Source organism: Parafrankia sp. BMG5.11 (genome assembly GCF_004337455.1).
Genome location: NZ_SJXI01000074.1, coordinates 1 through 23,210, shown reverse-complemented (window position 1 = coordinate 23,210; position 23,210 = coordinate 1). Strand labels below are relative to the sequence as shown.

19 protein-coding genes, 2 tRNA genes and 1 pseudogene are annotated in these 23,210 nt (G+C 71.8%); 10 read left to right on the top strand and 12 right to left on the bottom strand.

Annotation, left to right across the window (positions count from 1 at the left end; translation table 11 throughout):
- Positions 1 to 109: 109 nt before the first annotated feature.
- The 4 genes from E0504_RS38295 to E0504_RS52655 all read right to left on the bottom strand — a co-directional run bounded on the left by E0504_RS38295 (position 110) and on the right by E0504_RS52655 (position 3,325).
- Positions 110 to 182, bottom strand: a tRNA-Lys gene (locus E0504_RS38295).
- Between the two features lie 284 nt (positions 183 to 466).
- The gene (locus E0504_RS52665) at positions 467 to 1,327 is read right to left on the bottom strand and encodes a hypothetical protein (RefSeq protein WP_243657807.1); all 861 of its coding nucleotides are present in this window, start codon (positions 1,325 to 1,327) and stop codon (positions 467 to 469) included.
- A gap of 488 nt (positions 1,328 to 1,815) precedes the next feature.
- Positions 1,816 to 2,091, bottom strand: coding sequence for a hypothetical protein (locus E0504_RS52660; RefSeq protein WP_243657806.1), 276 nt, complete (start codon positions 2,089 to 2,091; stop codon positions 1,816 to 1,818).
- 922 nt (positions 2,092 to 3,013) lie between these two features.
- Positions 3,014 to 3,325 carry a hypothetical protein gene (locus E0504_RS52655; RefSeq protein WP_243657808.1) on the bottom strand — a complete coding sequence of 104 codons (312 nt, stop codon included), beginning with the start codon at positions 3,323 to 3,325 and terminating at the stop codon, positions 3,014 to 3,016.
- On the opposite strand from E0504_RS52655, the pseudogene E0504_RS54555 reads away from it, so the two are divergent.
- Positions 3,255 to 3,642, top strand: a pseudogene (locus tag E0504_RS54555) (response regulator transcription factor); the annotation flags it as partial. The gene E0504_RS52655 and the pseudogene E0504_RS54555 sit on opposite strands and share 71 nt — an antisense overlap.
- A 48-nt stretch (positions 3,643 to 3,690) precedes the next feature.
- Here E0504_RS54555 and E0504_RS38280 read toward each other — a convergent pair.
- Entirely contained in the window at positions 3,691 to 4,530 is an 840-nt protein-coding gene (locus E0504_RS38280; protein ID WP_373693980.1) for a hypothetical protein, read from the bottom strand.
- A gap of 191 nt (positions 4,531 to 4,721) precedes the next feature.
- The gene (locus E0504_RS38275; RefSeq protein ID WP_131626821.1) at positions 4,722 to 6,350 is read right to left on the bottom strand and encodes a phospholipase D-like domain-containing protein; all 1,629 of its coding nucleotides are present in this window, start codon (positions 6,348 to 6,350) and stop codon (positions 4,722 to 4,724) included.
- Positions 6,351 to 6,717: 367 nt separating this feature from the next.
- On the opposite strand from E0504_RS38275, the gene E0504_RS38270 reads away from it, so the two are divergent.
- Positions 6,718 to 7,476 (top strand): polysaccharide deacetylase family protein, encoded by a 759-nt coding sequence (locus tag E0504_RS38270; protein ID WP_131626823.1) that lies wholly within the window; start codon positions 6,718 to 6,720, stop codon positions 7,474 to 7,476.
- A 34-nt stretch (positions 7,477 to 7,510) separates the two neighbouring features.
- Here the strand turns inward: E0504_RS38270 and E0504_RS38265 are convergent, their stop codons facing one another.
- Complete coding sequence (locus E0504_RS38265) at positions 7,511 to 9,082, bottom strand: aldehyde dehydrogenase family protein (RefSeq protein WP_112107765.1); 1,572 nt, start codon at positions 9,080 to 9,082, stop codon at positions 7,511 to 7,513.
- A gap of 463 nt (positions 9,083 to 9,545) precedes the next feature.
- On the opposite strand from E0504_RS38265, the gene E0504_RS38260 reads away from it, so the two are divergent.
- Positions 9,546 to 10,262 (top strand): response regulator transcription factor, encoded by a 717-nt coding sequence (locus tag E0504_RS38260; protein ID WP_020572678.1) that lies wholly within the window; start codon positions 9,546 to 9,548, stop codon positions 10,260 to 10,262.
- Between the two features lie 1,096 nt (positions 10,263 to 11,358).
- The gene (locus E0504_RS38250; RefSeq protein WP_112107766.1) at positions 11,359 to 11,790 is read left to right on the top strand and encodes a hypothetical protein; all 432 of its coding nucleotides are present in this window, start codon (positions 11,359 to 11,361) and stop codon (positions 11,788 to 11,790) included.
- On the opposite strand, the gene E0504_RS38245 is transcribed toward E0504_RS38250, so the two are convergent.
- The 4 genes from E0504_RS38245 to lon form a co-directional block, all read right to left on the bottom strand.
- Positions 11,779 to 11,854 (bottom strand) — tRNA-His (locus E0504_RS38245). The genes E0504_RS38250 and E0504_RS38245 overlap by 12 nt on opposite strands.
- A 228-nt stretch (positions 11,855 to 12,082) precedes the next feature.
- On the bottom strand, positions 12,083 to 12,679 hold the full coding sequence (orn, locus tag E0504_RS38240) for an oligoribonuclease (protein ID WP_198145380.1): 597 nt from the start codon (positions 12,677 to 12,679) through the stop codon (positions 12,083 to 12,085).
- 128 nt (positions 12,680 to 12,807) lie between these two features.
- Positions 12,808 to 13,356 carry a hypothetical protein gene (locus tag E0504_RS38235; protein ID WP_112107767.1) on the bottom strand — a complete coding sequence of 183 codons (549 nt, stop codon included), beginning with the start codon at positions 13,354 to 13,356 and terminating at the stop codon, positions 12,808 to 12,810.
- A 401-nt stretch (positions 13,357 to 13,757) separates the two neighbouring features.
- Positions 13,758 to 16,274: an endopeptidase La gene (gene lon / locus E0504_RS38230; RefSeq protein ID WP_112107768.1), complete on the bottom strand. Its 2,517-nt coding sequence runs from the start codon at positions 16,272 to 16,274 to the stop codon at positions 13,758 to 13,760.
- A gap of 335 nt (positions 16,275 to 16,609) precedes the next feature.
- Between lon and E0504_RS38225 the strand changes: the two genes are divergently transcribed.
- The 5 genes from E0504_RS38225 (at position 16,610) to E0504_RS38205 (ending at position 20,796) form a co-directional block, all read left to right on the top strand.
- Positions 16,610 to 17,578, top strand: coding sequence for a pirin family protein (locus E0504_RS38225; protein ID WP_112107769.1), 969 nt, complete (start codon positions 16,610 to 16,612; stop codon positions 17,576 to 17,578).
- A 277-nt stretch (positions 17,579 to 17,855) separates the two neighbouring features.
- Positions 17,856 to 18,596 carry a Crp/Fnr family transcriptional regulator gene (locus E0504_RS38220; RefSeq protein ID WP_071061036.1) on the top strand — a complete coding sequence of 247 codons (741 nt, stop codon included), beginning with the start codon at positions 17,856 to 17,858 and terminating at the stop codon, positions 18,594 to 18,596.
- Positions 18,597 to 18,720: 124 nt separating this feature from the next.
- Positions 18,721 to 19,401, top strand: coding sequence for a hypothetical protein (locus E0504_RS38215; RefSeq protein ID WP_131626820.1), 681 nt, complete (start codon positions 18,721 to 18,723; stop codon positions 19,399 to 19,401).
- Between the two features lie 182 nt (positions 19,402 to 19,583).
- Positions 19,584 to 20,405: a HipA family kinase gene (locus tag E0504_RS38210; protein WP_112108177.1), complete on the top strand. Its 822-nt coding sequence runs from the start codon at positions 19,584 to 19,586 to the stop codon at positions 20,403 to 20,405.
- Positions 20,398 to 20,796 (top strand): DUF3037 domain-containing protein, encoded by a 399-nt coding sequence (locus E0504_RS38205; RefSeq protein ID WP_020462966.1) that lies wholly within the window; start codon positions 20,398 to 20,400, stop codon positions 20,794 to 20,796. Before E0504_RS38210 ends, E0504_RS38205 begins: the two co-directional genes overlap by 8 nt.
- Before the next feature lie 171 nt (positions 20,797 to 20,967).
- On the opposite strand, the gene E0504_RS38200 is transcribed toward E0504_RS38205, so the two are convergent.
- Positions 20,968 to 22,536: a glycoside hydrolase family 26 protein gene (locus tag E0504_RS38200; protein ID WP_243657805.1), complete on the bottom strand. Its 1,569-nt coding sequence runs from the start codon at positions 22,534 to 22,536 to the stop codon at positions 20,968 to 20,970.
- Between the two features lie 521 nt (positions 22,537 to 23,057).
- On the opposite strand from E0504_RS38200, the gene E0504_RS54550 reads away from it, so the two are divergent.
- Positions 23,058 to 23,210: transposase (locus E0504_RS54550; RefSeq protein WP_131626819.1), on the top strand; the 153-nt coding region annotated here is incomplete at its 3' end.

Below are 23,210 nucleotides of genomic sequence, written 5' to 3'. Positions count from 1 at the left end.
GCACCCGGGGCATCTGCCATCCAGGCACGGAACACGTTTGGGTACAAAGTTGGGTACAGAACCCTTTTGAGAATGACTACCGAGAGTCATATGACCTGGTAGATACGGGTGCGCCGCCAGGGACTTGAACCCCGAACCCGCGGATTAAGAGTCCGCTGCTCTGCCAATTGAGCTAGCGGCGCGTGCCTCCGCGTTCCCGCGGCGACGTGGACAACCTTACCAGCTCCACGGAGGTACTGACGCGGGGGGTCGCGGTCCGGTTCATGTCGATCTGTCCGGTGCTGCCTGGCTCAGGTCGTTGGAGGCCAGGGAGACCGGCAGGACCTGGAGCGGGCAGGGCATCCGAGATGCCCGTGACGTCCATCGTCGTCCGGGATCCGAGCTGCCGGGGTCGGGTCGGGTCGGCGCCTGCGCCGGCGGTTGCGTGCCGGCGCAGGCCCGACCCCGTAGGAGGGCGCCCTGCCTGCTACATGCCGTTCGCCGGCTGGCGGTAGGCCTTGCCGTCGATGGTGGTCGTCAGCGTGCCCGTCGCGCCGAAGATGTTGGTGAGTACGTCGATGGTGAGGTGGAAGCCGTCGGGGCTGGTCTTCTTGGTGGCCTTCGTGGCGCCGGTCTGGGTGAGGTCGGAGAACCAGTCGACCTTGCTCGTGGTGAGGGCCGGGATGGTCACGGTCACCTTCTCCGCGCCGTTGAGGGTGGTGGCGCCGTCGTCGGAGTAGTCGGTGTAGGTGACCGAGACCGTGTCGATCGCGATCTTGTCGGGCGTTTCGGTGATTTCGATCTTCGCGGTGCCGTGGTTCGCGCCGCGCAGCGTGTAGGTGCCGGCCGGGGGGCGCGGGCGGGTCGGGGTCGGGCTGCCCGGCTCGTAGGCGACGCCCCAGGGGACCTCGTCGGAGATGGGTGCGACCTTGGGCGCGGGGCTCGGCTTCCGACTGGTGAGGTGCGCGATCATCAGGCGTGAGGTGCGGCCGCCGGGCTCCGTGGACGTCTCGCAGGGCAGCGGGTTGGTTCCGCCGCAGGCCGGTGAGACGGCGAGCGCCTGCCAGTAGGCGATGGCGGTGCCGTCGGGCGACCACTTGGGGTCGGCCATGCCGTTCCAGTTCGGGTCGTTGACGCTGCCGGGGCTGCCGTCGCCCTCGGCGTTGAGCTGCTGACCCGCGTAGTCGCCTCGGTCGCCGTAGCGGTCGATGAGGATCGGCTGGAAGAAGCGCCGCAGCCCGTTGTTGCGGGTCGACGAGGTGGCGCTGGTGGTGATCAGGTCGGTGATCGGCGGGATGCCGCGCATGCCGGCGAGGAACATCTGCCGGTCGGAGCCGCGGGTGTCCATGGCGACGGTCCAGCCGCCGTCGGGGGAGAGGTCGACCGGGTCGACGTACTCCGGATGGCCGGTCAGCCGGCGGACCTTCCCGGTGGTCAGATCGGCGGCGAAGACGTCGATGTTCGACGACTCCTCCGGGTAGCCGATGTAGGTGACCTCCTTGCCGTCCTGCTGAAGCCGCGCAGTTCGCCGACGGAGAGCGCGTCACGGTTGTAGACGAGTTCGTCGGGGTGGTCCGGGTCGACGGTGACCGGCTGGGTGTCAGCCGGGTCGAACAGTCGCGTGACGTTGGTGAGGTCGTAGCGGGGCGTCAGCGGCGTGCCGGTGGTAGGGGTCGCGTTGAACGCGAGGCGGCCGAGGTAGGCGAACTGACCGAACCTGCCGTTGGCGATGGTGAAGCTGTTGAAGCTGAGGTGGACGTCGTCCGGGTGAATCCGCAGCTCCCGGATGCTGCCGCCATTTCCTGAACCGTCGGCGGTGTTGTTCCAGCGAATCGGCTAGATGTGGATCTGCTCTGGCGTGCACGCCTCGTCGGTGATCGGGTGTGAGCCGCAGTCGATGATGTTCGTGCCGGCCAGGATCCGCTTTCCGTCCGTGAACGGCTGAGGATAGTCGAGGGTGGGGGAGCGGCCGGCCGCGTTCGTCTCCGGCACTCCGCAGGTGACGCATTTCCAGGCGTCGCCGTTGGGGAACTTCCCGCCGTCGGCCCGTACCAGGATCAGCTGGGAGCCGCTGTGGACGCTCGCCGGGTCGGGGGCGGCGGGCGCGCCCACGAAGGTGACCCGCGCGACGACGCTCCGGCCGTCCGGGAGGAAGCCTCCCGACTGCAGTCCGACCGACTGGCCGACACATCCGGTCCGGTGCGGGTTGATCGCCTCGGGGCACGAACCCGCGTCGGTGCTGCCGGCGACCGGTGGCAGTGGGAGTTCCTCGATGGAGATCGGCTCCGGCTTCGGTGCCGGCGGTGTGGCTCCGGCCGCTGCCGTGGACGTCGCTCCTGGGCCCGGTGGTGTCGTCGATCCTGAATCCGAGCACGACGCCACCACGAGCGTGAGAGCAACGACCAGGAACGAGAATAACGGCCGGACGCCGCGGCGTTTGATTGACGAACTCGATCGCCGCGATGTTCTCGATGTGTGCGGGCGCCGCATTCTCTTTGGTCCCCTCGGCATCGATGAATCCTTTCGAATGGTTGCGTGGGGGGCGCCGAGGTGTGCGTTTGTGCGGAGCCGCTGGAATGCGGGAGCCCGAATGTCGACGCACCGTTCGGCGTCCCGACCTCCTGAATCGGCAAACTGGGCGGCATCTTTCGAGATGCCGTGTCACGAGCCTGTCGATCGGACGGTTTGGCGTCAATCGTCTACCTGCAGGGCGGGGGCCTACTGCGATCGCAGTAGGCCCCCGCCGCGGCCGGTCGGTCGGCCGGCGGCCCGTTTCCCGTCCGCCGCTCCGTAGCGGTTGCTTTGCGGCGGATGTCGTCCACCATGGACGGATCCATCTACGCGTCCGTCGACGGGAGCGGGGCCGATGATCGTCACCTGGTGGCGGGATGTGCCGGACCGTCCGTGCAGCCCTGCTGTTGTGCCGCCGCCATCCGCTCGTCACGGCGACGTTGACTGCCTCCGGCGCGGTGGCCCTCGCCGCGTTGGGCTACCTGCTCAGCCCACTGCTGCTGGGACCGTTGATCGTGGCCGTCTACTGGCTGGCGCTCGACATGGCCTGGGTGGTCGCCGGGGCCTTCGCGGCGGTGACGGCCGCGGCGCTTGTCGGTGCGGCGCTGACCGCCGGCCCGCCGTCGCGCCCGCTGGTGCTCGAGACGATCGGGCCCGTCATGTGGGTGCTGGCCCCGGTTGTCGTCGGGAGCTGGGCTCGGCTGTGGCGGACCTGCGTGCGGCTGCTGGCGGAACGGGCCGCGAACGCCGAGCGCACACGTGAACTGGAGGCGGCCATCCGGACGGTCGCCCGCGGAGACGCCCTGCTGTCCGCCGGGGCCACGCGGGCACTCATCACCCGCTTCCTGGCCACCGTCGAGCCGGCTTCCCACCTGGTGCCGCCCGGGCGCCTCGCCCGCCTCACCCCCCCGCGAACGGGAGATCATGACGCTCGCTGCCGAGGGTCGGAGCAACGAGGAGATCGCTCAGGTCCTCGCCATACGCCCGTTGACAGTCCGGACCCACGTCCATCACGCCATGGCCAAGCTCGGTGCCCGCGACCGCGCCCAACTGGTGGTCATCGCCTACCAGAGCGGCCTGCTCCGACCGGCCCGATCCTCCTCGGACCGGACGCCGGTCATACCGCCGCCAGCGCCGTCCGCCGCACCGTAGGCCGCGCCCCGGACAGCCCCGGACAGGTGTGGGGCTTACTCACACAGGTCAGGGGCGGGCGGCCTCGGCCAGGGCGCGCCCGTAGCGTTCCGCGCCGGGGGACCGGACCGGGCACGCCGTCATCGCGGGTTGGACGACCGGGCAGAAGTGGACGCCGTCCGGGCTGCGGACGGCCACCTTGCCATCAGGGTCGCAGGGCTCGCCGGGCAGGCACGGGAGCCTCGGGACGAACCGTCCCTGGTCGGTGAGGACCTCCCCGGCCGGCACCACCCGGACGTGGGAGTTCCCGGCGGCGACCTCGCGCCAGACCCGGTCGAGCTCGGTGAGGCCGTCCGGCCCGACGGGCTGGTCGTTGCGCGGCGGGGCGTCCACGAGGACGACGTCGATGCCCCGGCGGGTCAGGATGTCGACGGCCTTGGTGGCGTCCTCCCGGTAGGCGGTGATCAGATCCCGGCCGTGCATGCACTCCGAGGCGGTGTTGCCGGAGAAGGACAGGACCGCCACCGTGGGATCCCAGCGCCGGGCCTGGTTGCGCATGTCGGTGAACCAGTCGCACAGCGCCGTGCCGCCCCAGGTCCGCGTGGTCGTCCTGGTGACCCCGTCCTTCCCGGCGGCCGCGGTGAAGGAGTCGCGCGCCTCCCAGGCGAGCGAGTCACCCCAGAGCACGATCCTTGGATCGTGCCGTTCGTGCCGCCCGGCTGTCAGCGCGATCGTGGCCAGGACGACGGCGCCCGCGAACATCCAGCCGATGACGCCCAGACGTGGCGTGGTCAGCGCAGCTCCTCCCGACGGGCGCGGGCATGGGACGGCACGGGCGCCGAGGGCCCGGGAGCCGTCCGATCCGGCTGTGGCCTCGTTCTCACGGTTCCGGATGTGTCCCGGGGACATCGTGCTGCACCGTCGCGGGACGGCTGGGCACCGGGTGCGGCCCGCGCCGGATGTCCCACCGGGACCCGCGGGTCATGAGCGGCCGTTGTCGGAGTCGGCGCCCGCGCGGGCTTGCTGGTGTTACGCCCGCCCGGCCGCGCGGCCCTTCCTCCCGCGCGGCGCGCCCGCCCGCCACTTCCGGGAGCGGGGGATCACCAGGCGTTGTCGCGGCGCATCCGGCGGGGACGGCCGTCCGGGTCGTAGATGGCATGGTAGAGCGGCGAGGACCAGCCGCGGGTGAGCCGGCCGAGGCGTTGCGGCTGGTGCGGCCGGATCCGGCCCGGCGGGCGCGGCCCGGCCTGGCCGCCGCGGTGCCAGGCGTCGAGCTCGTCGGCGCGCCGCCGGAACGCCTTGAACCCGGCTTCGGGGTCGATGAGCTCCTCGTCGTCGCCGTCCCAGTCGAGGTGCTCGCGCCAGAGCCCGAGGCGCAGGTCGCGGGCGAAGACGCGGGCACCGTCGCCGAGGCCGCCGGGGTCGCGTGGCTCGCGCGGGTCGAGGGTGGTGTCGATGGTGGCGACGGCGAGCTCCGAATCGTGGCTCCAGGAGCGCCGGTTGAGGTTGTCCGAGCCGATCGAGGCCCAGACGTCGTCGATCGTCACGGCCTTCGAGTGGACGTAGACGGGCGTCCCGGCGTGGTTCTCGACGTCGTAGACGCCGACGCGGTCGCCGCCGGCCGCGCGGCAGATCTCCAGGGCCTTCTCGCGCCCGACGAGGTTGGGCGGCAGCGAGAAGCGCCCGCCCTGGGTCGGGAAACGCGGGACGACGATCACCAGGTGGAGCTCGGGCTCGCGGCGCAGCGCGTCCGCGAACAGCCGGGCGACCTCGGTGGACCACATGTACTGGTCCTCCAGGTAGATCAGCCGCCGGGCGCGGCGCAGCACCTTGCGGTAGGCGCGCGCGATGGACCGTTCGCCCTTGCGCGCGAACGGGTAGTGCGGGCGCCGGCGCGGGTAGGTGCGCAGGATCTGGACGGCGTGCGGGCCGACCGGGGCCGGGTCGGGTGCCTGCGGCGGGAGCCCGTCCGGATTGGTCTCGACCGGGCGTATCCGATAGAAGATCTGCCGGATCGGGTTGGGGTTGTCCAGCGCGGACGGGTCGTCCCAGCGCTCCCGGAAGGTCACCTCGAGATCACCCACGGCCGGCCCGCGTACCTCGGCCTGGATGTCGTGCCAGGGCGGGGCGGCACCGTAGGCGTCGGCGATCGGCTGGCTCTGCGGGTCGCCGGCGTGCGCGGCGTCGTCGCGGCGGCTGTAGCAGAGGTCGATGCCGCCGGCGAAGGCCACCGCGTCCTCCGACGCGGCGGCGCGGCGGGCGATGACCAGCTTCTGGTGGTGCGAGCCGTTGCGGTGCACCCGGTGGTCGAGCACCACCTGGGCGCCGGCGGTGTTCAGCTCCTCGGCCAGCCGGCGGTTCGGGCGCGAGCTGAACGACATCAGCTCCAGGTGCGAGAGCCACATCAGCCCGCGCACGACGGCGCCCCGGGCGGCGGCGCGGCCCAGCACCCGGCCGACCTCGGAGCCGGCGCCGTCCAGCCGCTGGTCGAGGTCGCCGCGCCAGTCGGTGAACAGGAGAAGGTCGTTCTCGCCGAGGGTCTCGACGATCTCGAGCAGGCGGGAGAAGTAGGCCCGCCCGTGCACCAGCGGGCGGACGAGGTTGCCGGTGGTCCACGCCAGAGCGTCCGGATGGCGGGCGTCCAGGGCCGTGTCCGGGTTGCCGCGCTCCTCGGCGGTGAGGAACCACTCCCCGAGCGTCGGGTCCTCGAGCGTCGGGTCCTCGAGCATCGTGCCGGTCCTCCTTCTTCTGGCGGTGCCGGACCGGGTGCCGCGGCCCCGGCGGCCTGTTCGGCCCCGGCGGCCTGTTCGGCCGCGGGTGCCTGACGGTCGCCCGGCCAGGGACCGCGCCGGCGCGACGCGTGCCGGGGCCCTGCTGCGGACGGGACGAGCCCGCGGCCCGCGAGCCGGCCGGCGTTTGCACGACGAATCATGAAGCGCCGGAAGCCCGCCAGAAGGTCATGGATCGTCCCGGTGGCTCCCTTCCCTCCACGGGACGTCCGAACCAACCGGCCGGGACACGGTGACGGCCGGACCACGGCGACGGGCGGTGCGCGTGCCACCGGGGGGCGGCGCGGGGTGTGGCACAGTGTCCGTCATGGTGCGGTCCGGCACGGGGCGGTGGGAGACGGGGCGGTGGGCCGCGGGTGGCGCGGTCATGGCACTCGGCGCACTGGCCTACGGCCTGCCGTCACTGGCCACGTTCCGTCGGCTGCGCACCCGGGTGACCCCAGGGCTCGCCGGGGTGGGCCGGCCCGACCACGTCGCGCTCACGTTCGACGACGGTCCCGACCCGGCCTCGACGCCGCGCTTCCTCGAGGTGCTCGACGCGCTCGAGATCCGTTCGACGTTCTTCGTACTCGGCGGGATGCTCGAGCGCGCCCCCGGCCTCGCCCGGGAGATGACCGAGGCCGGGCACGAGCTGGCCGTCCACGGGTGGGATCACCGGCCCATGCTGCTGCGCGGGCCGGCGTCCACCTACGACCAGCTCGCGCGCACCCGTGACCTGATCACCGAGACCACCGGCCGGGCGCCGGCCTACGTTCGCCCGCCGCACGGGGTGCTCTCGGCCGGGGTGCTCGCCGCCGCGCGCCGCCTCGACCTCACCCCCGTCCTGTGGACGGCGTGGGGCCGCGACTGGACGGCGACGGCGACCCCGGCCAACGTGCTGGCGACACTCGCCCCCGATCTGCGCGGCGGCGCGACGGTGCTGCTGCACGACAGCGACTGCACGTCCGCGCCGGGAGCCTGGCACAGCGCGCTGGGCGCCCTGCCCGAGCTGGCGGCGCGCTGCGACGACGCGGGTCTGCGCCTCGGGCCGCTCGCCGAGCACGGCCTGCGCCCCGTCTCGAGGTAACGGCCCGCCGAACAGGTCCTGGGGTGGAGCCTGATCACGTCTCCGGGTAGAGGGAGTAGGAGGGGAAGTTGCCGTAGAGGCGTTCGTTCGGGTCCGCGCCGACGGTGACCGCGCGGACGAGGTGCTCCCCGCCGACGAACGCGCCCTTCCACGACGCGCCGCGCCCACCGAACGGCTCGGACCGGTCGCCTCGCGAGCGGGGCTTGTTGACGCCGACCTTGAACGCGGCGAGCTCCCCGGCGAGCCGGCGCGCTGTGGTGTCGTCGTCGCAGGCCAGTGAGGCGACGAGCGCGCCGTTCGAGGCGTTCATCGCGGACAGCAGCTCGGCCTCGGAGTCGACGACCACGATGCTGTCGACCGGCCCGAACGGCTCCGCGTGGTGCAGCGCGGCCGACGGCGGCGGGTTGAGGATCGCCACCGGTGGGACGTAGGCGGCCCGGTCCTGGCCGGGCAGGAACCGGCCGTCGGCGAGGTCGCCGCGGTAGAGCGGCACGCCGCCCTTGGTCACCGCTTCGTCGATCTTGGCGGCGAGCTCCGCCGCCTTCTCCGCGGTGATCACCGGCCCGTAGTCGAGGTCGGGCAGCGGGTCGGAGTCGTCCGCCACGGCGAGGGGATGCCCGAACCGCACCGAGGAGACCACCGGCAGGTACATCTCCAGGAACTTGTCGAAGAGCTGGCGCTGGACGACATAGCGCGGGTAGGCGGTGCAGCGCTGCTTGCCGTACTCGAAGCCCTTGCGCAGGTGCGAGGCGAGCAGGTCCCACTGGGAGAAGTCCCAGATGCCCCAGGCGTTGAGGCCCTCCTGCTCGAGGAAGTGCCGCTTGCCGGTGTCGACGAGCGCGGCGGCGACCTGGCCGCCGGCGGAGCGCCCGCCGACGAACGCCAGGCAGCCGATCTCCGGGGCCCGCACCAGCGCGGACGACAGCCGCGACCCCGACCCGGAGACCAGCGACACCGGCAGCCCGGCCCGGCGGGCGAGCGCGCAGGCCAGCGTCAGGCAGGCCGCCCCGCCGTCGGTCGGCGTCTTGGCGATCGCCGCGTTGCCGGCGAGCACCTGGACGAGCATGGCGTGCATGAGCACGCTCATCGGGTAGTTCCAGCTCGCGATGTTGCTGACCGGGCCCGGCAGGGCCGCCCGGCCGCCGATCATGGAGTCGATCTCGTCGACGTACCAGCGCACGCCGTCCAGGGCGCGGTCGACGTCGGTGCGGGCGAGCCGCCACGGCTTGCCGATCTCCCAGACCAGCAGCAGTGCGAGCAGGTCGCGGTGCTCCTCCATCGCCTCGATCGCGGCGGTCACCCGGGCCTTGCGGTCGGCCAGCGGGACGTCGCGCCATTCCTTGTGGTCGTCGAGGGTCGCGCGGATGGCCTCGCGCGCCTCGTCGGGCTCGATCATCGGCGGGCCGGCGATCGGGGTGCCGTCCACCGGCGTGAGGCTGTGCAGCGGGTTGCCGGTGCGACGCCACTGACCGCCCCACAGGTTGAGCAGGCGGTCCTCGTGGAACGCTTCCGGGGCCTCCTGCCGGGCGCGCGAGTAGGCGTCGGCCCAGGCGGTGCCCGGCTTGAGACGCAGGCGGGACGGGGGAGTGCTGGCTGCGGCGTCCATCTGACGAGGGTCTCTCTGATCCGATCGCGGCGCCACCAAACAGCCTTCAATGCCGTCGCGCACGCGGTACATCCAGGAGACTCAGATAACTGGTTATGAAGCACCTGTTACCCGGATCGTGTTGCTACCGCGCGTCGTTGCCTGGTTGTGCTGAGCAGCCGGATGAATGCGCCCGCCGGGGCCGTGGGCGGACGTCCGCACAGCTCGCGAGCCTGTTGGCGGGCCGGGGTCGCGTCCCGGACGGAGAGCAGAACGTCCCACTACGCCAAACTTGCGGTGAAGCCGCGTACTATTTCCGGCATGTCGGATGCGTTAAGGACATGGAAGTCGGAGGTGACTTCAGCGCGCCTGCGACCTCATGTGTGTAGTGCATCACGTAGAGTGGGCAGGTGTCCGAACCGGCTTTCGCCTGCGGTGGAGAAGCCGCGTGGCGTAAAAACCGAACTCGATTTCCGGATGTGTGATGACGGCCAGTGTGGTGCCGCCGTCGGCCGCTGATGCCGACCCGACCCGTGACGTGACGCCGATACGGGTTCTCGTCGTGGACGATCACGAGCTCTTCCTTCAGGGCCTGCAGACCGTGCTGGAGACCGAGGAGGACATTTCGGTGGTCGGGCGCGCGGCGGACGGGCAGGAGGCACTGACCCTGGCGTCCGGCACGACGCCGGACATCGTCCTGATGGACGTGCGGATGCCGGGCCGCGACGGCATCGCCGCCGCCGGCGCCATCAAGCGCGCGGTGCCGCGCACGCGGATCGTGATGCTCACCGTTTCGGACGAGGAGTCCGATCTGTTCGAGGCGATCAAGGCGGGGGCCGTCGGCTACCTGCTGAAGTCGATCCCGCCGCACGAGGTGGCCGACGCGGTGCGTGCCGTGCACAACGGCCAGAGCCTGATCAGCCCCTCGATGGCCTCGAAGCTCATGGTCGAGTTCGCGACGATGGCCCGTGGGGGGGAGGACCGCCCGCGCGCGCACGCGCCCCACCTCACCGCCCGCGAGCTCGAGGTCCTCAAGCTGGTGGCAGAGGGCCGGGCGAACCGCGAGATCGCGCGGAAGCTCTTCATCAGTGAGAACACCGTGAAGAACCACGTTCGCAATATTCTTGACAAGCTTCAGCTGCACTCCCGCATGGAGGCGGTGATGTACGCCGTCCGCCAGGGCCTGTTCGACATCGAATAAGTGTCTCCGGTGTGCTCCGGGAGTGTGTTCGGTGTGAATGGCGCGGTGGGTGTCGCCGGGGCGGCCGGGAACGGCGGTGTTCGCCGGATGATCATCTGGTGATCCTCGTGTGATCTCCGGACGTGGCCGGTGCGTGCCATCGGGAGCACCGACGGGCCGCGTCCGGCGCGATCATCCGTACTCTGCGCGTCTTCTTCGTGGTGTCGGGCCTGTACAACGCTTTTCCCGTAATGGGTGAATTGTCCGTTCTGGAAATCGTGTGTCGCCCGGAACGGAACCAGGGGTGACCATGAATGGCATCGGCGGGCGGACGGCAGGGAAGAGGCAGGTGGGAAGCCTGGCAGCCGCGTAGAGCGGATGCCGGTCCGGTGTGAACGCCGCGGCGGCGCGGGAGATGGACGGATCTGGAAGGGCTCGCCATGCCGGACCGCCCGGCACGGGCCACACTTCCGGGCCGGTGGTGTATCCACGCCTGGTTCAGCGCGAGACGTGGCAGACAGAGTTGTGCGGTCCTTTCCTGCATTCCACCCCATACGATGTCGATGTTGGCTAGCGTCATCGGTCGACCAGCACGCTCGGATGTCCGGCGAGATCGATCGAGCAGCTCGAACGCCGGGACAGCGCCATCGGGGAGGTGAGGAGCCCGGTCCTCGGCGAGGGCCACGTCCTAGGCCGGATTCCTCCGGCCCGCGATCTGTCAGCGTCCGTCGGGTTCGTCATCCGTCGGGTTCGTCGAGCGCTGGCCGTCCGCGCGACCACTCGTCCCACGGTCTGTCATGACCGGGGAGGTGAGTTCACCGGTGACCACAGCGGAGCAGCCGTCCGGGGCCGACACGAGCCCGGGGCGGCCGAGCATCATCAATCAGATCTGCCTCACCTGCCGAGGCGGGCGAGCTGTCTTCGAGCTTCGGGCCGCCGACCAGGGCGGCACCGCGCCGCATCTCGAGCCTTGCCGCCACTGCGCGGGAAAGGGCCGACACGTAGGCCTCATCCCGCCGGTATGACCATATTTCCGATGTTGTGAACCGGGCTCCGGCGGCCGAGGAGCACGGTCCCCCGCCACGGCCGCCGGAGCGCCGCCGCGCCCCGCCATCGCATGGAGAGGTCCGCACTCGCGGAGATCGACCGGCTGCGCGCGCTTCGCATGCTCGGATTCAGGTCGGATCGCGACATCCGGGTGCTGGCGACCGTGGCCGCCGAGAAGGGCGGCATCGACGCCCACATCGGCGTCGTGCGCCGGGCCCGGTCCGGCCGCTCGGTGGGCGCAGGTGGGGTGCCGGTCAGCGCCGATGCGAGGGCGCTCTCGTCGGCACCCTTCTCCCGCCTCGGCGTGGGGCCCGTCGCGGCGCCGTTGCGGGTGGCGGACTCCCTCGCCTGCGCGCGGGCCGCGCTGAGGTTCGCCGTCGAGCGCCCGCATCGTGATCACAGCAGTGTGGCGGGACGCCCTGAGCGCGAGCGGCAACGCCATCCCGCGACGAAGAGAGGGGGTCCCCCGCAGGCGGCGGCCCCCTCTATCTGGGGTGAGTGACGGGACTTGAACCCGCGGCACCCGGGACCACAACCCGGTGCTCTACCAACTGAGCTACACCCACCATCGCCCGGATCTCACCGGGCGCAGCCATCGTACCGGGTGAACGTGCCCGTGCGGCAGCCGGGTCACGATCGAGTGCCGAAATCCGTCCGATTCCCATCCGGCGGCGGTCCGCGGGTGGCTCCGGTGCGCCCGGTGGGCCCGGTGGGCCCGGTGCGCCCGGTGCGCCCGGTGGGCCCCGGAGGCCTGGTGGGCGCCGGGGGTTCGGTGAACGCCGGGGGCGCGGCTGTCAGGAGGCGCGGATCGCGGCGGCCGCGGCGCGGGCCGCGTCGGTGGTCGGGCCGGGCTGGGGCACGAAGAGGATCTCGCGGTAGTACCGCAGCTCCTCGATGCTCTCCCGGATGTCGGCCAGGGCGCGGTGCCCGCCCGACTTCACCGGGGCCGCGTAGTACGCCCGCGGGTACCAGCGCCGGGCCAGCTCCTTGATCGAGGAGACGTCGATCATGCGGTAGTGCAGGAAGGTGTCGAGCTGGGGCAGGTAGCGGGCGATGAACGTGCGGTCGGTCGCGATCGAGTTCCCGCACAGCGGGGCCTTGCGCGCCTCCGGGACGAACCGGCGGATGTAGCTGAGGAGTTGCTCCTCGGCCTCGTCGAGCTTGAGGTCGGAGCCGCGCACGGCCTCGGTGAGCCCGGAGGTCTCGTGCATCTCGCGGACCACCGGGAGCATCTGGTCGAGGGCCGCGTCCGGGGCCGCCAGCACGAGGTCGATGCCTTCGTCCAGCACGGTGAGCTCGCTGTCGGTCACCAGGCAGGCGACCTCGAGCAGCAGGTCGGAACCGGCATCCAGGCCGGTCATCTCGCAGTCGATCCAAACCAGGCGATCCATCCCGTTCACATTAGGGATTTCCGTCGCTGTCGTCACGTACCGCCTCCGGATCCGGCCCCGCCCACCACGTCACGTCCCGACCTGCCTCCATATTCACCGTGAGGTGGGGTTGCTTCCAGTCGCGGTGCTCAGGCCGGCGGCCGGCTCGCGACCGGCCCGGCGCCGACACCAGCGGCTGCGCCGGCACCAGCGCCGGCGTCGGCCGGGGTGGAGTTCTGGATCGTGAAGGTGATGCTGCGCGCGGGCACACCGGGGCGCTCGGCCCTGGCCTCGAGCGAGTAGACGCCGTCCATCACGGCGCTCGTCTCCCAGCCGGTCTGGTGCGGGGCGAACAGGTAGGGCGCCACGCTCACCGTCATGGGATAGCGGCTGCCCGTCGGGCCGGTCAGCGTGTAGTGGATCTCGCCGATGTCACCGGTCGTCTCCAGGCTGATGTGCCGGAAGCCGCGCAGCGTCTCGTTCTCGAGGACGCCGTTGAACCCGACGATCACGCCGGGGGGCGCGGTCCGCGGTGGCGCCGTGCTGGTCACCGGCGGGATGATGCTCTCCGCGTCGACCCCGGAGTACCGGGCGTCGTCCGACAGGCGACTGTGGTACTCGACCACGAGCACCGGCATCATGATCAGCGCGGCGAGGAACAGTGCCAGGCCGACCCAGCCGCGCCGGAAGGCGTCCACGCCGCGCGCACCTTTCGCCACGGTTGCGGTGAAGCACCGAGTCTAGCCCGTGCGTTACCGCCACCCCGGCGGGGCGACCAGATCAGCGGGGCCTGCGGCCCGGTGGTCTGGTCGGCCTGCGCCCGGGGCCGCGGTTGTCCCGCGGACGCTGGCGTCCCCGTAGTCGACTCACTGCCAGGATGCGCTCCTGTGCGACGCGCTCCTGCCGAAGGCACCGGCCACGATCCACGCCCCGAAGGTAGCGGGCCGGACGGCCCTTCGTGGGCGCCGTCACAAGGTGTTAACCGAACTGCCGGCGTGTCGCGTGCGTTCCGGACCCGCGCGTCGCGTCGGCACGTAGGTGCCGCCGCCGCCGTTGTGAGAGGCGGCGGCGGCACCCAACTAGTCGCCAACGGACAATCTCAGGCCGCCACGGCGTGGGTGTGCGTCGTGTCGAAGGCCGGTTCCAGCGCCAGCTCAAGCACTTCGCGGACGTCCGCAACCAGGTGCACGGTCAGCGCCTCGCGGACCGCTGCCGGGACGTCGTCAAGGTCCGGGCCGTTGCGCGCCGGCAGGAGCACCGTTGTGATGCCGGCGCGGTGCGCGGCGAGCAACTTCTGCTTGACCCCACCTATGGGTAGCACCCGACCGGTCAGCGAGACCTCGCCGGTCATCGCCACGTCCGCGCGCACCGGGCGCCCGGAGAGCAGGGATGCCAGCGCGGTGGTCATCGTGACCCCGGCGCTCGGCCCGTCCTTGGGCACCGCGCCCGCCGGGACGTGGATGTGCACCCCGCGGTCACGCAGGTCGCCGACCGGCAGTTCGAGCTCCACCCCGCGTGAGCGCAGGTAGGACAGCGCGATCTGCGCCGACTCCTTCATGACGTCGCCGAGCTGCCCGGTCAGCGTCACTCCGCTGGCCCCGGTCTCCGGGTCGGCCAGTGACGCCTCGACGAACAGGACGTCCCCGCCGGCCCCGGTGACCGCGAGCCCGGTCGCCACCCCCGGCAGCGCGGTGCGCTCCGCCGACTCCGGGGTGTGCCGCGGCCGTCCGAGGTATCCGGCCAGATCGCCGGCGCCGATCGTGACCGGCAGGGCGGTCTCGTCCAGTGCGACCTTCGCGACGACCTTGCGCAGCACCCGGGCGGTCGCCCGCTCCAGGTCACGCACGCCGGCCTCGCGGGTGTACTCGCCGGCCAGCAGCCGCAGCGCCGCGTCGTCCACGGTGACGTCGTCGGGGGTCAGCCCGGCCCGCTCGAGCTGGCGCGGGAGCAGGTGGTCGCGGGCGATGGTGACCTTCTCCTCCTCGGTGTAGCCGTCGAGCAGGATCAGTTCCATCCGGTCCAGCAGCGGCGCCGGGATGGACTCCAGCACGTTCGCGGTGGCCAGGAACAGCACGTCCGACAGGTCGAGCTCGACCTCCAGGTAGTGGTCGCGGAAGGTGTGGTTCTGCGCCGGGTCCAGCACCTCGAGCAGCGCCGCCGTCGGGTCCCCGCGGTAGTCGGAGCCGACCTTGTCGACCTCGTCGAGCAGGATCACCGGGTTCATCGAGCCGGCCTCGCGGATCGCCCGCACGACGCGGCCGGGCTGCGCACCGACGTAGGTGCGCCGGTGGCCGCGGATCTCCGCCTCGTCGCGGACGCCGCCGAGCGCCACCCGGGCGAACCGGCGGCCCATGGCGCGGGCCACGGACTCGCCCAGCGAGGTCTTGCCGACCCCGGGCGGCCCGGCCAGCGCGAGCACCGCGCCGCTGCGGCGCCCACCGACGACCCCGAGCCCGGCGTCGGCCCGCCGGCGGCGGACCGCCAGGTACTCGACGATCCGGTCCTTGACGTCGCTGAGCCCGGCGTGGTCGGCGTCCAGCACGGCCCGCGCCGAGGCGATGTCGTAGGTGTCCTCGGCGTGCTCGTTCCACGGCAGCTCCAGGACGGTGTCCAGCCAGGTGCGGATCCAGCCGACCTCGGGGGAGGACTCGGCCGTCCGCTCCAGCTTGTCGACCTCCTTGAGCGCCGCGGCGCGGACCTTCTCCGGCAGGTCGGCGGCCTCGACCCGGGCTCGGTAGTCCTCCTGCTCGGAGGACGCGGGTGACCCGTCCAGCTCGGCCAGTTCCTTGCGGACGGCCTCCAGCTGACGGCGCAGCAGGAACTCCCGCTGCTGGCGGTCGACGCCCTCCTGGACGTCGCGCCGGATGGTCTCGGCCACGTCGACCTCGGCGGCGTGCTCCCGCGTCCACGGGACGAGCAGCTCCAGCCGGGCGGTCACGTCGACGGTGCGCAGCAGCTCCAGCTTCTGCGCGGTCGACAGGTAGGACGAGTAGCCGGCGGTGTCGGCCAGCGTGTCGGGGTTCTCGATCGCCTCGACGGTGTCGGCGACCTGGCCGACCCCGCGGGCGCGCAGCACCCCGGTCACCAGCGTGCGGTACTCGCGGGCGAGCTCGACCAGCCGGGCGGCCGCGCCGTCGGGGTCGCCGGTGGCGCCGGTGGCACCCGGCGTGCCCGCGGTCGCCGTCGCGCTGATCGTGCCGGTGAAGCCGGCCGGGAGGACCGGCTCGACGGGGGTCGCCTCGGCCCACACGACACCGGTGTCGGCGGCGCCGGGCGGCGTGGGGGCGGTGCCGACCCGGGCGCGGGACACGGCCCGCACGAGCGCGGCCGTCCCGCCGTTCGGCAGCCGGCCGATCTGGTCGACGACGGCGAGGACGCCCATGTCGGCGAGGTCGCCGTCCACCCGGGGGACGAGCAGGATCTCGGCGGTGCGCTGGAAGGAGCGGCTGGAGATGCCCGGCGCCCTGGCGTCGGGTGTGGAGTCGGGCCTGCCGCCGCGGGCCGCGTCCACGGCGGCGCGGGTCCCGGCGTCCGACAGGTCGAGCGGAACCACCATGCCGGGCAGGACGACCGCGTCGTCCAGCGGCAGCAGCGGGAGGAGCCTGGTGTGTGACATGCGGCCTTCATCCCTCGTGTCGAGCGGCTTGGGCCCACTCTCATTGAGCCTGTCGTGCTCAAGGCATCGGAGCGGATCGTTGTTCCCGAACCTGATCGCCCTGGGTGAACGCCGCTGTCTGCGTGAGATGTCGCGAGATGTCACGAGATGTGATGTGCGGGCCGTGATGCGCGGGATGTGAAGGTGCTCGAGGTGTCGGGAAGGGTCGGGCGTCCCGGTGGGTTGAGGGGGGTAGTTGCATCGGCAACTGTTAGGTCGGGTGGGAGCGAGGTCTCGCCCCGTCGACCGGGCAGGGGTCCGATGAGAGGATCTGCCTGGTTCCGTAGGAGGTCACCATGCCAGCCGTCACCGCCGACGCCCTCACGCTGCCGAGGCTGTCCGCGCCGGGTCTCGGCGATGTCGAGCGCCCGGTGAAGAAGGTCGTCACCGCCCCGTCCGGGCTGGAGGGGGAGGGGTTCCCCGTCCGCCGGATGTTCGCCGGGGTGAGCATGGCCGACCGCGACCCCTTCGTCCACGCCGACCAGATGGGCGAGATCGACTACGCGCCCGGTGAGCCCAAGGGGACGCCGTGGCACCCGCACCGCGGCTTCGAGACCGTCACCTACATGATCGACGGCACCTTCCAGCACCAGGACTCGCACGGCGGCGGCGGCCTGATCGCCAACGGCGCCACCCAGTGGATGACGGCCGGCTCCGGCATCCTGCACATCGAGACCCCGCCCGAGGCACTCGTCGTCAGCGGCGGCCGGTTCCACGGTGTCCAGCTCTGGGTGAACCTGCCGGCGAAGGACAAGTTCAGCGCGCCCCGCTACCAGAGCATCGAAGGGGAGGATGTCGCGCTGATCGCCTCCCCTGACGGCGGCAGCCTGGTCCGGATCATCGCCGGTGACGTCGGCGGCTTCCGTGGCCCCGGGTCGACCCACACGCCGATCGCGGTGGTGCACACCACGGTCAGCCCCGGCGCGCGGGTCAGCCTGCCCTGGAACCCCGAGTACAACGCGCTGGTCTACGTCCTGGCCGGTCAGGGCACCGTCGGTGCGGACGACACGCCCGTGCGCCTCGGCCAGACGGCCGTGCTGGGCGCGGGGGACCGCATCATCCTCGCGGCGAACCCGACCCAGGACTCGCACACCCCGAACCTGGAGGTCCTGCTGCTCGGCGGCCGGCCGATCCGCGAGCACGTCGAGATGTACGGGCCGTTCGTCATGAACACAAAGGACGAGCTCCGCCAGGCGATCGAGGACTTCCAGGCCGGTCGGCTGGGTGTGATCCCGGAGAACGCCCTGATGCCGCACCGCGGGTGAGCCTGCCGCCTCGTGGCTGAGGGTGCCGAGAGCCGGGTCCGAGCCGCCCGGCCCCCGCGGGTGCCGCCATCCGGCACCCGCGGGGCGCTGCTCCGTCCCGGCGGATGCCGCTGCCCGGCCCGGGACCGACCACGATTTAACCGAGGATGCCGGCGGACCGCACCCGGTCGTTCACATACGGGAACGGCCGTGATGATATCAACCGGTACATCGGGCAATTCGTGGATCATCGGTCGGGCTCCGGCATGGGCGGCACCCGGCAGCAAGGGAGCGGATCATGGTTCGGGAGATCGGCCGGACCGGTCCGGAGCAACAGGGCCCGCGGCGGCGCGACTGGCCGTCGACCACCCTGCTCGGGCGGCTGCCCGAACAGACCCGGGCGGCATTCGTCGGTCTGGGCCCCTACCGTGAGTACGCCAGCGAGGAGATCGTCCTGCGGGAGGGCGACGGCACCAACTTCGTCGTGCTCCTGCTGAACGGGTGGGTCAAGGTCACCGCCTCCACCGAGAACGGCGGCTTCGCCCTGCTCGCCATCCGCCACGGCGGCGACCTCGTCGGCGAGCAGGCCGGCCTGGACGGTGAGCCCCGGTCGGCGACGGTCACCGCGGCCGGGGCGGTGCTGGCGAAGGTGATTCCGCTGGAGGCGTTCCTCGCCTTCCTGCGGTCCCATCCCGACGCGGGCCCTCCTGTGCTGCAGTCCGTCAGCGCCAAGCTGCGCAACGCGACCCGGCGCCGCGTCGAGTTCGGCGGGTGCTCGGTAGCCGTCCGGCTGGCCCGCGTGATCGTCGAGCTCGAACGCGCCTACGGGGCTGACGCGACGGACGGCCCGGGGCGGCGGGTCCAGATCGCCCTCACCCAGCCCGAGCTCGCCGCGCTCGTCGGCGCCGCCGAGCCGACGGTGCACAAGGTCCTGCGCGAGCTGCGCCAGCAGGGAGTCATCGATACCCGCTACCGCTCCATCGTGATCCGCGACGTCGAGGCCCTGCACCGGGCCGCCGGGACGACGCGCCCCCGCTGATCGTTTATCGCTGATCGCCGGGGCTGATCGTCGTCGCTCGGACAATCCCATCGCATGACGATGTGTTCCGTGCCCACAGCGTGAACAGTTGCCTCCGACGGACCGTGACCATCGGAGGCTGTGCGTGAACGAGACGATGCCCGGCATCCGGCGGCTGTGTATCGCCGTCGCCGCATACGACAACGGCCGGGAGGGCCAGTTCCCGGAGGGCTCGCCGGCCTCGCCGCCGCTCGGGGCCGTCCTGGACGAGACCTGCGCGGCGGCCGACGTCCGGTGCGCGCACTGGGCCAACCGGCCGACCGGGGGCGAGCTGGCGGTGTTCCCGCCCGGCATCGACGAAGGCCGGGTGGTCTCCGACTTCGTCCGCGAGCTGCGCCGCACCCTGGTGCGGGTGAACGCGGAGTCGGCGCCGCGGCTGCGGCTGCGGGTCGCGCTGCACCAGGGCATCACCCGCGTCGACGAGCAGGGCTACGGGGGGCGCGCGGTGGTGAAGGCGTGCCGGCTGCGCGACGCCGACATCCTCGACCGGGAGCTCGCGGAGCACCCGGAATCGGACCTGGTGCTCATCGTCTCCAGCGAGCTGTTCGACGACGTGGCCGGCGACACCGTGGCCGGCGACGACGTTTCGGGCGATCATCCGCCGGACCTGTGCCGCGCCGACTTCCGGCCGGTGACCCTGGACGTGCCCGAGAGCGGCCAGCGCGCGCTGGCGTGGGTGCTGGCCCCCGCTCCGCCGCCCACCCGCCCGGCCCTCGCCTGGCGGCGCCCGGCCGAGCGCGACACCTCCAGCCGCGCGGGGGCCTAGAACACGGAGCGTGGACGTTCCGTCTCGAGACGGAACGTCCACGCGTCAGTCGGGGGGCGCGGCGCACCGGAACCGGTGCGCCGCGGTTCCCTCCCGGCCCAGTCCGACGTCCGGTGCAGCCCGGCACCTCGGTGTCTGGCCCGGCTCGGCTGGCCGTGTGGGCCGGCGGGCATGCTGGTGCGGTGCTTCGTCATGTCCTCGCGACCCGCTATGCCACGCCCCTGCGGGAGGGCGGCAGTCTTCCCGGCGTCATGGAGGGCGACGACCTCGGAACGTGGGTGGTGAAGTTCACCGGCGCAGGGCAGGGGCCCAAGGCGCTCGTCGCCGAGGTGATCGTCGGCGAGCTCGCGCGCGGCCTGGGCCTGGCCGTACCCGAGCTGGTCCTCGTCGATGTCGACCCGGATCTCGGCCGAACGGAGCCCGACCAGGAGGTTCAGGACCTGCTCCGGGCGAGCCCCGGCCGCAACCTCGGCATGGACTACCTGCCCGGCTCGATCACCTACGACCCGCTGGCGTTCCCGGTGGAGCCGGCGCTCGCCGCCCGGGTCGTCTGGCTCGACGCGTTCACGCTGAACGTCGACCGCTCCTGGCGGAATCCGAACCTGTTGGTGTGGGGCTCCCACCTGTGGCTGATCGACCATGGGGCGGCCCTGTACCCGCACCATGACTGGCCGGGCGCCGCGGCGGCGGTCGACCGGCCGCTGCCCGGCTTCGCCGACCACGTCCTGCTCCCCGTGCTGGGCGCGGACGCACCGGAGCTGCTCGCCGCCGCGGACCGGGAGCTCGCACCCGCGGTCACGGCGGACCTGCTGTCCCGGATCGTCGAGCTGGTGCCGGCGGAGTGGACGGACGTGCCCGGCTCGGCCTACGTCGACTGGCTGCTGTCCCGCGTCGAGGGGGACCGTCCCTGGCTGGCGGCGATGCTCACCCCCGCCGAACCGCTCGTCGCCGCCGAGCGGCGTACCGGACGTCCCGACTGGCTGCTGGGAGGCTCCGGTGCCTGATCTGTTCGAGTACGCGATGATCCGCGTCGTGCCGCGAGTCGAACGCGGCGAGTGCGTCAACGTCGGTGTCCTGCTGTGGTGCCAACGGGCCGGCTTCCTCGGCTCGCGGTGCGTCGTCGACCGGGAGCGCCTCGCCAGCCTCGATCCGTTCCTCGACCAGGACGCGGTGTCGGCGAGCCTCGCGGCCCTGCGCCGGGTCTGCGCCGGCGGCCTCGACGCCGGACCGCCTGGCCGGCTCCCCGGCGGGGAACGGTTCCGCTGGTTGACGGCCCCGCGCAGCACCGTGGTGCAGACGTCGGCCGTCCACACCGGTTTCACCGACGACCCCGCGGCCGAGCTGGACCGGCTGGTCGAGCTGCTCGTCGCCCGCCCCGGTCCGCCGCGGGGCTGAGGCGACGTCGCTCGCGGGCCCCCCACGTGCCCGCGAGCGACGCGCCGGTCAGGGCCGGCCGCGGACACGCCTCCCGGCGCGAAAGGTTGCCGGGAGGCGTGTCCGCGCCACTGGGCGCGGACCGTCGTCCGGCCGGTCGGCCGGGAGGCCCCGCCCCGTCACCGGTCAGTTCTAAGGGCTGCTCCACAGATCGGTGTAGCGCTGGGCGGAGGCGTTGTTGATGAACAGACAGGACGGCCCGGTCGGCCGGTACAGGTTGGACCCGACATTCGGCGGCTCACAGGTGCTGTAGTAGTTCTCGTAGAACATTCCCTGCCCAGCACGTGCATCCATCCAGTCGCGCATGAACTGGATGAAGTTCGGGTTGTCCCCGGCACCGTTCTCGTTACGTCCGCTCACGACCCCCCATTCACCGACACCGAACAACTTGTTGTGGGCGCGGGCGAAGTTGTACAGCCAGGTGATGCCTCCGACCGCGTTCGCCTGGTTGTTGAACTCGGTGAGGGTACGGGACGGCGGGTAGTGGTCGTAGGCGTCGATGCCCACGATGTCCACCCAGGCGTCGCCCGGGTACAGGTCGAGCGGGTTATGGCTCGCGGGGTTCTGCGAGTAGTGCGCGTTGATGGTCCAGTCGAGCAGCGGGTCAGGCTCGGCCGTGGAGTTGATGGCGTCGGCGATCCGCCGCCAACAGCCCACATAGGCGGACGGGTTGCTACCCGACCACTGGTACCAGTTTCCGTTCGCCTCCCACGCGATCCGGATAATCGAGTTCTGCCGTCCGGTGGAGTTCAGTGTCTGGCCGAACGTGCGCCACTGCGAGTCGTAGGCACCCGATGCGCAGGCGGTGAGTGTGTTCCCCGAGTTCTCGGGGAAGGGAGGCACCGAGATGACGAGGCGGCCCGGCCATCCGGCGAAGTTCGCCTGGGTCCAGGACGGCTGAACGATGTTCTGCCAGTTGTTACGGGAGACGAAGACATGAGCGAGATCGCAGGGACTGCCCCGGCGCTCGCAGAACGCGTCCACGTTCGCCGGGTTCTGGATCGGATCTCCGTTCGCCCCGGAGAGCCACGGCTGACCCGACCGGTTCCCCGGATCGCCGCGCTGCTCGACGAACACCTGGGCCCGGTCGAAGACGACCCGAACACCACTGGAAGCCGGGTTGCGCCAGCCGATGTTGACGATCACCGCGGTGTGGATCCCGGGATTGAGCAACCCGGACTGGTAGATGCGGCTCACCGTACCGGCCGCCGCGTAGGTGTCGACGGCGGTCGGTGTCCCGCCGTCTACACTGATCGTCGCGATGCCCCCGGACGGGCCCAGGACGCCGTAGACGTCAACCTGTGTCCCGGAGAACCGGAGCACCGCGCCACTCGACGGCTGGACCGACTCCCGGTAACTATTGTTGGGCGTGGCCGGGCCGCACCGCGTACACGCCGACCAGTCGCCGAAGTAGCTGACCTGGGAGACCCCCGAACCGATCGACGTGTCCTCGATGAGGGCTCCCGGCACCGGCAGGGCCTCCGCGCCGCTGCCGGCGATCGTCGCCCCGGCCAACAGGGTCGGCGCGAGGACGGCGAGACGCAGCATCGTCGATCGCAGGTAGGACCGCCGACGACCGGTTGGTGCGCGGACGATGCGATGGCCGCGCGCGCTGTCCACGCTGCCGCCCTGCCGCCCCGAGGTACCGCCGCCCGGCTGATCCAGGTGCCCGGCGGGCGGCCCGCCGATACGTGGTTCCATATCGCTCGGTCCCACGGGCCGGGCCCGGGTCCGGGCCCGGCTTCGCCAGAGCGTGGGACGCCTGTGGCGACCGCGTCGCGCGTGTTTCGGGTTGCGTTCGCCGGAGTTGGCAGCCTCCTGAGGCGATGTTCCCCGATCCGAAGTGATTTCCTGTGGCACCCCCGCGCCTCATCCCTTCGTCAGGGCCCGTGGTCGGCAAGCTCGTCGACCAGAGCCGCTCGTAGCCGATGACGCGGTGATGCTATACGGAGGGTGAGATGAAATTACTCTCGGTAACTTTTCGACCGGAGATTCGGGGTGCCGTACCGGACATGCCCCCGCCGAGCCCGACACCCGCCCCGACACCCCACGGAGGCCCGGGCCCCGGCCCCCGGGCCCCGGCCACGCCGGCCCCAGCTCCCACCCCCGCTGACCGACCTCCGGGGCGCCGACCGACCTCCGAGCTAGGGCCTGTTCTGAGTCCGGATCACAATCGGGGTGTTCGTCCTTCGTGTGGGTGTTTCGGCTGGTAGCACAGTGGTATGACGCGTGGTGATCTGACCGATGGTGAATGGGAGTTGATCGAGCCGTACCTCCCGCTGGGGGTGTCCGGTCCGATCCCTGACCTGCGCAGCTATTTCAACGCGGTGATGTGGAGGTTCCGTACCGGCAGCCCCTGGCGGGACGTGCCGAAC